A 13483-nucleotide genomic window follows, 5' to 3' on the forward strand; every position below is an offset into this window, starting at 1 on the left:
CCAGCTTACAGGTTCGAAAGTGAACGCCGCGACTTGACTTTCGGTTTCGAAAATGCCGTAATCGGAGTGTGCAGACTCTCAGCGGCGCGATCGTGAAGCGCGCCACCACGCTCGCCGACGGCCGCGAGCTCATCTACTACGACGACGCCGACACCCGCCTCGACCCCGACAGGGCTCCGGATGCGCGCCCCGCCGCCCCGCGCCCGCCGGTGGCGCAGATGAGGCAGGATGCGCTCACCGGCGAATGGGTCTCCATCGCGGCCGCCCGGCAGAACCGGGTGATGCTGCCGCCGAAGCACCTCGACCCGCTCGCCCCGTCGACGCCGGCGAACCCCACCGAGGTGCCGAGCGATTACGACGTGGCGGTGTTCGAGAACAAGTCGCCGTCGTTCGGCCCCGACCTGGCCGCCGCGGGTGTCGATCCTGCCGGGGAACTCGACGACCTCCGCCGGATCGGGCTCGGCCGCACCGCGACCTCGATCGGCCGCTGCGAGGTGGTGTGCTTCAGCCCGGCGACCGAGGGATCGCTCGCCGAGCTGCCGGTGAGCCGGATGCGCACCGTGATCGAGGCCTGGGCCGACCGCACCGCCGCGCTCTCGGCGCTGCCCGGCGTGCAGCAGGTGTTCCCGTTCGAGAACCGGGGCGAGGCGATCGGCGTGACCCTGCATCATCCGCACGGCCAGATCTACGCCTACCCCTACATCACCCCGCGCACGCAGAAGCTGGTCACCACGGTCGAGACCTACGGGCCGTCGCTGTTCGACGACATCCTCGAGTTCGAGCGCGCCTCCGAACGGGTGCTGATCGCGGGCGAGCTCTTCACCGCCTTCGTGCCGTTCGCGGCCCGCTGGCCGATGGAGGTGCATCTGCTGCCGCACCGGCAGGTGCCCGACCTCGCGGGTCTCAGCGATGACGAGCGCGACGAGCTCGCGGTGGTCTACCGCCGCATCCTGCGCGCGATCGACCGGCTCTACGACACCCCGACGCCGTACATCGCGGCGTGGCACCAGGCGCCGGTGAACGAGCACCGCGACGACATCCGGCTGATGCTGCAGATCACCTCGCCGCGTCGCGCCGCCGACAAGCTGAAGTTCCTGGCCGGCTCCGAGGCGGCGATGGGCGCCTTCATCGGCGACGTGCCGCCCGAGACCTCGGCGCAGCTGCTGCGCGAGGCCCTCGAGCGGGCCGAGGAGGAGACCGCATGAGTGCCGCCACCACCGCCTTGGCAGCCCTCGCCGAGGCCGCCGTCGCCGGCTTCGGCCGCACCTTCGGGCGCCCACCCACCTCGCTCTGGAGCGCGCCGGGCCGGGTGAACCTCATCGGCGAGCACACCGACTACAACGACGGCTTCGTGCTGCCGTTCGCCATCGACCGGCACACCGTGATGGCGGCCGCACCGCGCGGCGACCGCCGCATCCGCGTGGCCAGCGTCTTCGCCGACGGGCCGGCCGATGTCGTCGAGGCGGCGATCGATGACATCGCGCCTGCCACGGTCGACGGGTGGTCGGCCTACCCGTTGGGCGTGATCTGGGCCGCGGGGCGGCTCGGCGCCGACCTCGCGGCCGCGGCCGGGCTCGATCTGTACCTCGTCTCCGACATCCCGATCGGCGCCGGCCTCTCCTCGTCCGCGGCGATCGAGGCGGTGGTGGCCATCGCCATCGACGAGCTGTGGGGGCTGGGCTTCGACCGCTCCACGCTCGCGCGCATCGGCCGCCTGGCCGAGAACGAGGCCGTGGGAGCGCCCACCGGCATCATGGACCAGTCGGCGGTGCTGCTCGGCGAGACCGACTCCGCCGTGCTGCTGGACTGCCGCTCCCTGGTCACCCAGGTGGTGCCGCTCGGTCTCGCCGACGAGCAGCTCACCATCGTCGTCACCGACACCCGCGTCTCGCACGCCCACGCCACCGGCGGCTACGCGGCCCGCCGCGCCTCCTGCGAGAAGGGTGCCGCGATTCTCGGCGTGCCCTCGCTGCGCGACCTCACCGTCGACGACCTGGCCCGCGCATCCGCAGAGCTCGACGACGAGACCTTCCGCCGGGTGCGCCACGTCGTCACCGAGAACGACCGCGTGCTCGCCACCGTCGAACGCCTGCGCGACGCCGGGCCAGGTGCGATCGGCGAGCTGCTGGATGCCTCGCACAGCTCGATGCGCGACGACTTCGAGATCTCGGTGCCCGAGCTCGACCTCGCGGTGGAGGTCGCGCGCCGCGTCGGCGCCGTGGGATCGCGGATGACCGGCGGAGGGTTCGGCGGGGCGTCGATCGCGCTCATCCGGCGCTCGCTGGTGGAGCCGCTGCGCCAGGCGCAGGAGCAGGCCTTCGCGGCGTCGGGCCATCGCGCCCCCGAGGTGTTCGAGGTGGTACCCTCGGCGGGTGCCGGCCGGCTCGCGCTGCCCGGCGCGCTGCCCGGATCCCTGCCCGGAGAGGAGACAGCGCGATGACCTGGCTCGTGACCGGCGGTGCCGGCTACATCGGATCACACGTCGTGAAAGCCCTCGGTGAGGCGGGCCTGGATTCGGTCGTGCTCGACGACCTCTCCAGCGGCCACGCCGGCTTCGTGCCCGCCGGAGTGCCCTTCGCGCGCGGCAGCATCCTCGACGGCGACCTCGTCGAACGCACCCTGCGCGACCACGGCGTGACCGGGGTCATCCACGTCGCCGGCTACAAGTACGCCGGCGTCTCGGTGCAGCGCCCCCTGCACACCTACGAGCAGAACGTCACCGGAACCGCCGTGCTGCTCGAACGGATGCAGGCGGTCGGCATCGACCGCCTCGTGTTCTCCTCGAGCGCCGCCGTCTACGGCACTCCCGACACGCTCCTCGTCACCGAAGACACCCCGAAGGCGCCCGAGTCGCCCTACGGCGAGTCCAAGCTGATCGGCGAGTGGCTGCTGCGCGACCAGGCCGTGGCGGCCGGGCTGCGCGCCACCGCCCTGCGCTACTTCAACGTGGTCGGATCCGGCTCGCCGTCGCTCTACGACTCCAGCCCGCACAACCTCTTCCCGCTCGTCTTCGACGCGCTCACGGCGGGCCGCACCCCGCGCATCAACGGCGACGACTACGACACCCCGGATGGAACGTGCGTGCGCGACTACATCCACGTCGAGGACCTCGCCCTCGCCCACGTCGAAGCAGCCCGCCGCCTCGACGCCGGCGACGACCTCCTCCCGGCCTACAACCTCGGCTCGGGCGACGGGGTCTCGGTGCGCCAGATCATGGATGCGATGGCCGAGGTCACGGGCATCCCGTTCACCCCCGAGATCGCGCCACGCCGGCCCGGCGACCCGGCCCGCATCGTGGCCTCGGGCGAGCTCGCGGCCCGCGACCTCGACTGGCGGATGCGCCACGATCTGCGCGAGATGGTGGCCTCGGCCTGGGCGGCGCATCTCCTGTGGCAGCAGGGTGACCGTTCCCTCTGACGGGTGCGCCGTTCACGGGCGGCGGATGCCCGGGTGACCTACGGTGGTGAGTGCGGCGGCCCGGGAGGAACATCATGAGCACCACCACGCGCGACACCCTGCTGACGGAGGCCGACCTCGAGCGGAGAGCTGCGCTCCGGCGCATGAAGATGCTCGCGACCTCCCTGCTGGTGCTCTCGGCGATCGTGTTCGCCGTCGCGTTCGCGCTCCAGGATCGGTACCCGTGGCTGGGCTACGTGCGGGCGGCAGCCGAAGGGGCGATGGTGGGGGCGCTCGCTGACTGGTTCGCGGTGACCGCGTTGTTCCGGCATCCGCTGGGCTTGCGCATCCCACACACGGCGATCATCCCGAACCGCAAAGACGAGATCGGGGTGAGCCTCGGTGAGTTCGTCGAGCAGAACTTCCTCTCCGACGAAGTGGTGCGCAGCAAGCTGGCCACCTTCAGCGTGGCGGACCGGCTGGGGGAGTGGCTCTCCGATCCGGCGAACGCGGAGCGGGCGAGCGCCGAGGGCGCCGTGGTGGCGCAGGGCGTGCTTCGCTTCTTCAGCGACAGCGATGTCGAGAGCCTCATCGAACGACTCGCCCGGGAGTACCTGTTCGACCGGGAGTGGGCGCCCACGCTCGGGCGGGTGGGGTCGGAGCTCGTGGCCGCCGACCAGCAGCGCGCGATCGTCGACGCGCTGGTCGACGCGGCGGAGTCCTGGCTGATCGAGCATCCGGATGCGCTCGGCCAGGTCGTGTCCACCCGGATGCCCCGCTGGGTTCCCGGGTTCGTCGGCGGCCTCGCCGACGAGCGCGCGCATCGCGAGGTGGTCGGCCTGCTGCACGCGGTGCGCGACGATCCGGAGCATCCGCTGCGTGTGGCGATCGACGGCTACCTCACCGACCTCACCGACCGGCTGCAGAACGACCCCGCGATGGCCGACCGGGTGGAGGAGATCAAAGCCGAATTCTTGGCGAGTCCGCGTCTGCGCTCCTTCGCCGGGCAGTTGTGGGAAGCGGTGAAGACGACGCTCGCCGAGTCGTTGGCCGATCCGTCGAGCGAGCTGCGTACGGCCGCGGCATCCGCTCTGGTCGATGTGGGCGTGCGGCTCTCGAACGACCCGGCGCTCTCGGCGAAGATCGACGCCTGGATCGCCGACGCCGCGGGCTACGCGGTGCAGAAGTACCGTCACGACCTCGCCTCGGTGATCAGCGACACGGTGCAGCGCTGGGACGCCCGCGAGACCACGCAGAAGATCGAGCTGCAGGTGGGCCGCGATCTGCAGTTCATCCGCATCAACGGCACGGTCGTGGGCGCGATCGCCGGCGTCGGCATCTACGCGATCGCCACCGGGGTGCACGCCCTCCTCGCCTGACCGAGCGTCCGGAGGGGCGTCCCGCGGGGCTTCCCGAGGGGCGCCACCGGGCGGCGGATCACCGAGCGGTGTAGCCGCCGTCCACCGGGAGCGACACCCCGGTGATCATGCGGGCGCCGTCCCCCAGCAGGAACACCACCGGCGCGGCGATGTCGGCCTCGGTGGCCCACCGCCCGAGCGGCATCGCGGCGAGGAAGGGCTGCTCGATCTCCGGCTGCCCCCAGTAGGACGCCGACATCGGAGTCATCACCACGGTCGGGTTCACGCTGTTCACCCGGATGCCGTGCGGTCCGAGCTCGAGGGCGGCCACGCGCGTCATCCCGTCGACGGCCGCCTTCGACGCGGCGTAGGACGCATGCCCCTCCAGCGCCACGAGGCCCGCCTGGCTGGAGATGTTGACGATCGACCCACCCCGGCCGACGCGGATCATCGAGCGGGCAGCGTACTTGGTGGCGAGGAACGTGCCGCGCGCGTTCACACTCATGACGCGATCGAACATGTCCGCGCCCGCGTCGACGAAGGGCGCCACGAGACCCCCGAAACCGGCGCAGTTGACCAGCCCGTACAGATCCAGACCCGCAAGCGCCGCCTCCACCCCGTCCTCGTCGGAGACGTCGAACACCAGGCCGCGAACCCCGTGCGCACTCCGCACGCCCTCGAGTTCTTCCTCGGTGCGGCCGGCTGCGATCACCTCGGCGCCCGATCGCACCAGCTGTGCCACGATCTCGCTCCCGATCCCGCCGCCACCGCCGGTGACGACGACGACCCGGCCGTTCAGATCCTCGGTCATGCGTGACTCCTGTCGTCGTCGCGGGCGGTGAAAGTGATCTCGAGGCGGGTGGTGAACGACTCGCCCGGGGCGAGCATCCGGCCCGTCTTGCCCTCGTCCGGGCCCTCGGCGTGGCTCGGCCAGCAGGTGCCCGGCTCGATGCCGAGCGCGTAGGAACCCGCCGCTTCGCTGCGCCAGACGGTGAGGTAGGGCAGCTCTTCGGTGCGGTACCGCACCGAGACGACGGTGGTGGCGGCGTGCAGCTCGGCCACGCTCCATCCGTCGTCACCGGCGACCGCGACCAGGGCGTCGACGTTCTCGGGCTTCCCGGGCACGGGAGCGCCCAGCTCGCGGCTCCAGCGGGCGTCCGGGGTGCCGACGCCGTCGGTTCCGGATGCCGCTGCGCTCGCGTCGGCTCCGGATGCGGCCGGGCTCGCGTCGGCCTCCACGTGCGCACCGGCATCCAGCAGCGGCCAGCCGAGGTTGATGTGGTAGAGCAGCTTCAGCGGAACCGCCGCGAATCCCTCGTTGCGCACCACGTCGGAGACCGAGATGCGGCTCACCCCGTGCTCGGCCGAGATGGTGCGATCGACGGTGAGGTTCTGCTCGAAGATCGCCCCCTCGCGCATCGATCCCGCGACCTCGAGTTCGTAGGCGTCTCCGTTCCAGCGTCCCTCGGCCCGGGTGACCGTGGCGGCGACGAGATGCGCGCGGCCGTGCATCCCGCCCTCCTCCACGGATGCCCGGCCCACCGCGGTGAGTCCGCAGGTGGTCAGCAGCCCGCCGAGCCACCGGCGCCCCCAGCTCTCGGCGCGCGAGGAGGTGGAGGGGGTCGTGACCGAGACCACGTCGCCGTTCCATTCGGCGACCCCGAGATCGAGGAACTGGTCGGGCTCCACGGTGATCGACAGCCCGCCGAGCCTGCGCAGGTCGATCTGCCGCCGCCCACCCTCCGGCCCGTTCTGCGCCCGCACGCTGCGCGGCCCCCAGGCCCGTTCCACCGCGCCGATGCGCGCCTCGATCTCCCGCCGACTGCTGCTCATGCTGTCAGTCTCTCAGAGGGCGCCATCGCCCGTCGGGATGCGGTGAGCTACCAGCGGCCGCGCGAGGGGTCGCCGGGGGTGTCGGCTTCCGCGGGCTCGGCGGTGAGGCGCAGGTCGCCGTCGTTGGCGGCCGTGACCATCTGCCGGATCCAGCTGCGGTTGAGGGCCGGCGGGCGGTTGCCGAAGAAGTGGAAGTGGATGAGCGACGCCGGGCTGATCCAGATGGAGTGCCGACCGCTGCCGCCCTCGAGGTCGACCTGCCAGGAGAACGAGAACGACTCGTTGCGCCGGAGTTTCGAGAACATGGCGACCTTGACATGGGCGAGCGTCCGGTCGTCGAGCTCGATCTCGAGACCGCCGGCGCCGTAGATGAACTTGCCCACTGCAACACCCTCGATCCGTAGGAGACCCGGGCGGAACTGCGCCCGTTGGCTAGACAATCTAGCGAATCGACTCTAACGCATCCGACATGATCGCTTGACTGGCTAGACGACGAACCCCAGCCGTGGTAGGCGGAGTGGATGATACGTCGCCATCCGGTGGACGACCAGGGCTTCCCCTTGCCCTACTTAAAGGTATAGCCGACCCCCGGGCTTGCGGCAAGACCCCCTCCGCGGGCGAGAATCGTCGACCATGACCACCGAATCGCGTGTCTTCACTCTGCCCGACCGGCTGCGTGCCAAGGCCGATCCGGCCTCGGTCGGCCCCGATGAACAGCACTTCGGCGAGATCGCCGCGAGCCTTCGGACCACGATCCTCGAGCTCACCGAGCGGATCGGCGTGCTCCGGCGTTCCGCAGGCCGTGAGGGGCAGGAGGCGCTCGAGCGCGATCTCGAGATCCACCGGCTCACGGCCCGTCGGCGCGCTCTGCAGCGCTTCGGCCTCGACGTCTGCCTCGGCCGGATGGTCCCTGACGGCAGCGCCGACGGTGCGGAGGCCGGTGCCCCCGTCTACATCGGCCGGTTCGGCCTCACCGACGACGCCACCGGCCGGCGGCTGCTGCTGGACTGGCGTTCGCCCGCCGCCGAACCCTTCTTCGGGGCCACGCACGGCGATCCGATGGGCCTGGCCGGCCGCCGCCGCTATCGCTGGGCGAACGGGCACGTCGTCGACTACTGGGACGAGGCCTTCACGGCGGAGGGTCTCGAGGATGCCGCCGCGCTCGACGACCAGTCCGCCTTCATCGCGAGCCTCGGCGCCAGCCGGTCGCCTCGGATGCGCGACGTGCTCGGAACCATCCAGGCCGATCAGGATGCGATCATCCGGGCCGGCTCCCGCGGCGCCCTCGTGGTCGACGGCGGTCCGGGCACGGGCAAGACCGTCGTGGCGCTGCACCGCACCGCCTACCTGCTCTATTCCGACCCGCGGCTCGAGCGTCGCCGCGGCGGCGTGCTGTTCATCGGGCCCACCCCCGCCTACCTCTCCTATGTGGCCGACGTGCTGCCGAGCCTCGGTGAGGAGGGCGTGCGGATGGGCACGCTGCGCGACCTGGTTCCGGATGCGCTCGGGGCAGGCCCCGAGCGGGATCCGCGGGTCGCCGCCCTCAAGGCCGACGGCCGGCTGGTGGACGCCGTCGAGGCGGCGGTGCGCCATCATGAGCAGCCGCCGACCGTGCTGCTGTCGATCCAGACGCCGTGGTGCGAGGTGAGGGTGGGTCCGGGCGAGTGGCGCGAGGCGTTCGCGGCGGCCGATGCGGCCACCCCGCACAATGAGGCGCGCGACCAAGTGTGGGAGGAGCTGCTGGGCATCCTCGTCGACGAATACGCCGACGACTACGGCGGCGAAGACGGCGCGGGCGAGGTGCCCGCGGAGCGGCTGCGGCGTGTGCTCGGGCGCAGTGAGGAGCTGCGGGCGGTGTTCGGCCGTGTGTGGCCGGTGCTCGACCCGGTGGGCGTCGTCGGCGACCTGTGGTCGACGCCGTCGTACCGGCGGTCGTGCGCGCCCTGGCTCGCGGGTTCCGACCTCGAGGCGCTCCAGCGTCCGGCCGGCGACCCCTGGACCGTCTCCGACCTGCCCTTCCTCGACGCCGCCCGCCTGCGCATCGGCGACCCGCACGACGCCCGCGACCGCCGCGCGCACGACGCCGGCCTCGCCGAGCAGCAGGCCCAGATGGCCCGGGTGGTCGACGAGCTGATCGCGGCCGACGACAGCGAGCTGGGCCTGATGAGGATGCTGCGGGGCCAGGATGCGCGGAACTCGCTCGTCGACGAGTCGTCCTTGGCGTCGGTCGACCCCGACCTCCTCGCCGGCCCGTTCGCGCACGTCGTCGTCGACGAGGCGCAGGAGCTGACCGACGCCGAATGGCGGATGCTGCTACGGCGCTGCCCGTCGCGCAGCTTCACGATCGTGGGCGACCGGGCGCAGGCCCGGCACGGCTTTCCGGAGAGCTGGCAGGAGCGCCTCGAGCGGGTCGGCTTCGGCTCGGTCGAGCTCGCCTCCCTGCGCATCAACTACCGCACGCCCCAGGAGGTGATGGCGGTCGCCGAGCCCGTCATCCGGGCCGCGCTGCCGGATGCCAACGTGCCGGTATCGATCCGCGAGAGCGGTCTCCCGGTCACCCGAGCCGCGACCCGCGAGCTGCGCCGCATCCTGAACGACTGGCTGGCCGCGAACGACGGGATCGCCGGGGTGATCGGGCTGGGCGTGCCCGCCCCGGATGCCCTGCCGGCCGATCCGCGTGTGCGCTGGATCGCTCCGGAGGCCTCGAAGGGCCTCGAGTTCGACCTCGTGGTGCTGGTCGATCCCGACCGCTTCGGCGACGGCATCGAGGGCGCGGTCGACCGCTACGTCGCGATGACGCGCACGACCCGGCAGCTGGTGCTGCTGAGCTCGGACTGAGCGGCGCCGGCGCCGACCTGCAGCGCGCTACTCGAAGTTGCGGTGGCGCGCGACCAGATCCTCGAAGCGGGCTCCCGTGCGGCGCACGAGCATGAGGTAGAGCACGTCCCAGAAGATCCAGAGCGACTGCTCGAACAGGCTGCCCATGGCCTGGATGGTGGGCACGACGTCGCCCTCGGCGCCGTAGGTGTGCGCGGGGACGGTGAGCACGATGTCGGCCAGCTGCGCGGTCGGGCCATCCGGGATCGCCGTGGCCACCAGCAGGGTGGCACCGGTCTTCTTCACCTGCTCGGCGATGTAGTGCAGGTGCGGGATGTTCGCCGGGCCGGTGGGCATGATGAACAGGTCGTCGGCGGTGACGGCGGGCGTGGTGTCGTCCCAGCCCCAGTGCACGGTCTTGCCGAAGTGGGTGAGGCGCATGGCGAAGGCCTTGGAGCCCAGACCCTCACGGCCGATGCCGAGCACGAAGATGCGCTGGTGCTTCTCGAGGGCGTCGAGCGCCGCTTCGATGTGGTCGAGGGGAACCCGACGGAACACCTCGCCCAGCTCCTCGACGACGGCGGCGCTGATCTCGCGGAATTCCGACATGTCCGGTCCTTTCTCTGTCATCTCGATTGCAAGTCTCGCAGCCGGCGTCAGCGCAGGCCCGGCTTGGCGCCGAAGCGGCCCACCAGCAGGGCGATCAGGATGACGGCGCCGTAGACGGCGTTGATCCAGAAGGTCGGCACGCCGGCCAGCGTGAGCACGTTGGTGAGCGTGCCGAGCAGCAGCACGCCCATCAGGGCGCCGATGATGCGGCCCTGTCCGCCGGTGAGCTGCACGCCGCCGATCACGGCGGCGGCCAGCGCGCTGAAGATCATGTTCTCGCCCATGCCGCTGGTGACCGAGGCGAGGCGGCCGGCGAGCATCAGGCCGGCGAAGGCGGCGAGCGTGCTGGCGGCCACGAAGGCCGTGATCAGCACGAAGTCGACGCGGATGCCCGCGGCCTTGGCGGCGTCGGCGTTGCCGCCGATCGCGTAGAGCGCGCGGCCCCACGAGGTGTAGCGCAGCACGAGGCCGGCGATGACGAACAGGATCGCGGTGACCCAGATGGCGGCCGGGATGCCGGCCCAGCGGGCCGAGCCGATGTAGCGGAAGGCCTCGGGCAGGCCCGCCAGCGTCTTGCCCTGGCTGATGCCCAGGGTGATGCCTCGCAGCAGGATGAGCATCGCGAGCGTCACGATGAACGGATCGAGTTTCACCTTCACGACCATGAAGCCGTTGAACAGTCCGATGCCGGCGCCGATCACCAGTGTGATCAGGATTGCCAGCAGCGGGTCGATGTCGGAGCCGAGGCCGCCGACGGCCGCGGGGATGACGAGCCAGGCGGCCACCATCGGCGCGAGACCCACGGTCGACTCGAGCGAGATGTCGAGCTTGCCGGTGAGCAGGATGAAGGTCAGGCCGATCACGACGATGCCGAGCTCGGCCGACTGCCGCAGGATCAGCGTGAGGTTCGCGGCCGAGAGGAACGCGGGGCTGACCAGCGCGCCGACGACGATCACGATGGCGAGGCCCGGAAGCACGCTGAGCTCGCGTACGTTCTGAACGACGGCGCCGAGGGCCCGGTTCTTCGGGGCGCCGGGGCGCGGCGCCTTGCCGGATGCGGGCGCGGTGGCGGTGGTGTTTGTCATGGTCTTCACTCCAGGCCTTCGATGGCTCTAACGATGTCTTCTTCGATCGGCTCCGAGAGCTCGGCGGCGATCCGCCCCTCCCGCATGATGAGAACGCGGGAGCTGACCAGCAGCTCTTCCACGTCGTCCGAGATGAGCAGCACGGCCACGCCGTCGGCGAGGGCGCGGAGCATCAGGGCGTAGATCGCGTCTTTCGCGGCGATGTCCACGCCCGCGGTGGGCGAGATCAGCACGAGCACGCGGGGCTTCCGGGCGAGCGCGCGGGCCAGGACGACCTTCTGCTGGTTCCCGCCGGAGAGGCCCGAGACCGCGAGGGAGGGGTTCGGCGGCACCAGCGCGACATCCTGGATCAGCTCTCTCGAGATGGCGGTACGGCGCTTCGGCGAGAACACGCCGGCGGGGGCGATCTGATCCATGATGCCCATGGTCATGTTCTCGGCCACGCTCAGCTGCGGCACGTAGCCGTCGCGGTGCCGGTCGGCGGGCACGAAGCCGATGCCGGCGCGCTGGCTGGTCTTCACGGTGCCGGTGACCAGCGGCTCGCCGTCGACGAGCACCTCGCCGCCAGATGCTTTGCGGAGGCCGGCGACGACCTCGCCGACCGAGTACTTGCCCGATCCGCCGCTGCCGCCGATGGCGACCAGCTCGCCGGGGGCGACGTCGAAGGAGATGTCGGTGAAGGCACCGGCCTTGTCGCCGACGCCCTTCAGGGACAGGGCCGGAACGCCGGCGAGCGAGATCGACTTGGTGTCGGCGCGGTGACGCTGCTGCTCCTGGCCGGCCAGCAGGGCCTCGACCAGGTCGTCGGAACGGATGTCGTCGCCGGTACGCGACCAGAGCAGCTTGCCGTCGCGCAGCACCGTGGCCGAGTCGCAGATTGCGGTGACCTCGCGCAGGAAGTGCGAGACGAACACGAAGGTGACGCCCGACTGCTGCAGCTCCTGCACTTTGTCGAACAGGCGCCGGATGGCCGCGCCCTCGAGCTGCACGGTGGGCTCGTCGAGCAGCACGATGCGGCTGCCGGCCTCGAGCGCCTTGGCGATCGTGAGCATCTGGCGCTCCTCGATCGGGGCGTCGGCGAGCAGGGTGCGCGGGTTGAGCTGGATGTTCCAGGCCGCCAGGATGCGCTCGGCCTCGCTCTGCATGCGGCGCCAGGAGACTTTGACGCCGTCGGTGGGCAGGCGGCCGGCGAAGAGGTTCTCGGCGACCGAGAGGTTCGCGAACACCGAGGGGCGCTGGTACACGCAGGCGACCTGATGCTGCCAGGCCTTGGGGTCGGATGCCGCGGGGGCGGGTTCGCCGAAGAACTGCAGCGAGCCGGTGTCGGGCTGCTCGAGCCCGGTGATCATGCGCAGCAGGGTGGACTTGCCCGCTCCGTTGCGGCCGATCAGTCCGTGCACCTGGCCGGGGAGGATCGAGACCGAGACGTCCTGCAGCGCTTTCGTCGCTCCGTAGGTCTTGCTCACGCCATCGATCTGGATGGCCGGCACGGTGCTCGGTGAAAGGGTGGTCATGACGTCTCCGTGTCGGATCTCTCGTTCGGGTTTCGGGCCGCGGGGAAGGGGATGTCGGGTGTGCGGAGGCCGGATGCGCGGGCCGGCCCGGGGGAGCCGGCCCGCGCATCCGGGGTCGAGCGGGTCTACTCCGCGACGCCGAAGGCCTGCAGCGCGAACTCCTTGTTGCCCCACAGCTCCGGGTCGTCGACGTTCTCGGCCGTGACGACCGGGGTCGGCAGCAGGTCGACCAGGTTGCCGTTGCGCTCCTCGATGACACTGCCGTGGTCGGTCTCGCCGGCCTCGAAGGTCTCGCCCGAGATCGCGCGGGTGAGGTAGTCGACGCCGTAGTCGATGTAGTCGGTCATCGGCTGCGCCACGGCGGCGTCGAGCCAGCCGTCGCGGATCGCGGTCATCGCCATCGGGCTGGCGTCGACCGACACCTGCACCACGTGGCCGGGCTGGCCCACGGGGATCAGCTTGCCGAGCGAGTCGAGGGTGTCGAGGATCGTCGGGAAGAAGGTGGCGTCGCTCTGGTTGTAGATGCCGGCGATGTTCGTGTACTGGTTCATCGCGGTCTCGATGCCGGACGCCGCCTTCGAGGGGTCCCATTCGGTGGCGACGTTGACGAGCTTCACATCGGGGTAGTTCTCGGCCATGCAGTCGTTGAACCCGTTGGTGCGGTCGCGGCCGTTGGAGGTGACCGGGTCGCCGTCGAGCGTGATGACGGCGTCGCCGGCCTTCACGCGGCTGCCCATCTCCTCGCACGCGAGAGCGCCCATTTTCACGTTGTCGGCGCGCACGATCATGGCGATGTTGCCCGAGGCGGGCGCCTCGTCGATGGCCACGATCGGCACGCTGGCGTCGTTGGCGTACTCGATCGCCGGCACGA

Annotated in this window: 12 protein-coding genes; 5 read left to right on the plus strand and 7 right to left on the minus strand. The window is 71.1% G+C overall.

The window, feature by feature from the left end; genetic code table 11:
• Nucleotides 1-68: 68 nt before the first annotated feature.
• The 4 genes from galT to Q0D75_RS18110 all read left to right on the plus strand — a co-directional run bounded on the left by galT (nucleotide 69) and on the right by Q0D75_RS18110 (nucleotide 4775).
• On the plus strand, nucleotides 69-1205 hold the full coding sequence (gene galT, locus Q0D75_RS18095; RefSeq protein ID WP_291056757.1) for a galactose-1-phosphate uridylyltransferase: 1137 nt from the start codon (nucleotides 69-71) through the stop codon (nucleotides 1203-1205).
• Nucleotides 1202-2440 carry a galactokinase gene (galK, locus tag Q0D75_RS18100; protein ID WP_291056759.1) on the plus strand — a complete coding sequence of 413 codons (1239 nt, stop codon included), beginning with the start codon at nucleotides 1202-1204 and terminating at the stop codon, nucleotides 2438-2440. The genes galT and galK overlap by 4 nt, the downstream gene beginning before the upstream one ends.
• Entirely contained in the window at nucleotides 2437-3417 is a 981-nt protein-coding gene (gene galE / locus Q0D75_RS18105; RefSeq protein ID WP_291056760.1) for a UDP-glucose 4-epimerase GalE, read from the plus strand. Before galK ends, galE begins: the two co-directional genes overlap by 4 nt.
• 74 nt (nucleotides 3418-3491) lie before the next feature.
• Entirely contained in the window at nucleotides 3492-4775 is a 1284-nt protein-coding gene (locus tag Q0D75_RS18110) for a DUF445 domain-containing protein (protein WP_291056762.1), read from the plus strand.
• Nucleotides 4776-4833: 58 nt separating this feature from the next.
• Here Q0D75_RS18110 and Q0D75_RS18115 read toward each other — a convergent pair whose 3' ends face one another.
• Genes Q0D75_RS18115 through Q0D75_RS18125 form a run of 3 tightly spaced genes read right to left on the minus strand, consistent with a single transcriptional unit; the run spans nucleotide 4834 to nucleotide 6970 of the window.
• Nucleotides 4834-5565, minus strand: a complete 732-nt coding sequence (locus tag Q0D75_RS18115; protein WP_291056764.1) for an SDR family oxidoreductase — start codon at nucleotides 5563-5565, stop codon at nucleotides 4834-4836.
• Nucleotides 5562-6587 carry a DUF4432 family protein gene (locus Q0D75_RS18120; protein ID WP_291056766.1) on the minus strand — a complete coding sequence of 342 codons (1026 nt, stop codon included), beginning with the start codon at nucleotides 6585-6587 and terminating at the stop codon, nucleotides 5562-5564. The genes Q0D75_RS18115 and Q0D75_RS18120 overlap by 4 nt, the downstream gene beginning before the upstream one ends.
• A 47-nt stretch (nucleotides 6588-6634) precedes the next feature.
• Nucleotides 6635-6970, minus strand: coding sequence for an ATP-dependent DNA ligase (locus Q0D75_RS18125; RefSeq protein WP_291056768.1), 336 nt, complete (start codon nucleotides 6968-6970; stop codon nucleotides 6635-6637).
• A gap of 250 nt (nucleotides 6971-7220) precedes the next feature.
• Here Q0D75_RS18125 and helR point away from each other — a divergent pair, with 250 nt between their 5' ends.
• On the plus strand, nucleotides 7221-9425 hold the full coding sequence (helR, locus tag Q0D75_RS18130) for an RNA polymerase recycling motor ATPase HelR (RefSeq protein WP_291056770.1): 2205 nt from the start codon (nucleotides 7221-7223) through the stop codon (nucleotides 9423-9425).
• A 27-nt stretch (nucleotides 9426-9452) separates the two neighbouring features.
• Here helR and Q0D75_RS18135 read toward each other — a convergent pair whose 3' ends face one another.
• The 4 genes from Q0D75_RS18135 to Q0D75_RS18150 all read right to left on the minus strand — a co-directional run.
• Nucleotides 9453-10013, minus strand: coding sequence for an SIS domain-containing protein (locus Q0D75_RS18135; protein WP_291056772.1), 561 nt, complete (start codon nucleotides 10011-10013; stop codon nucleotides 9453-9455).
• Between the two features lie 47 nt (nucleotides 10014-10060).
• Nucleotides 10061-11098 carry an ABC transporter permease gene (locus Q0D75_RS18140; protein ID WP_291056774.1) on the minus strand — a complete coding sequence of 346 codons (1038 nt, stop codon included), beginning with the start codon at nucleotides 11096-11098 and terminating at the stop codon, nucleotides 10061-10063.
• Between the two features lie 5 nt (nucleotides 11099-11103).
• On the minus strand, nucleotides 11104-12612 hold the full coding sequence (locus tag Q0D75_RS18145) for a sugar ABC transporter ATP-binding protein (protein WP_291056777.1): 1509 nt from the start codon (nucleotides 12610-12612) through the stop codon (nucleotides 11104-11106).
• A gap of 125 nt (nucleotides 12613-12737) precedes the next feature.
• On the minus strand, nucleotides 12738-13483 hold a 746-nt coding region (locus tag Q0D75_RS18150), incomplete at its 5' end, for a sugar ABC transporter substrate-binding protein (RefSeq protein ID WP_291056778.1).

The sequence above is a fragment of the Herbiconiux sp. genome (assembly GCF_023264855.1).
Lineage (GTDB): Bacteria > Actinomycetota > Actinomycetes > Actinomycetales > Microbacteriaceae > Herbiconiux.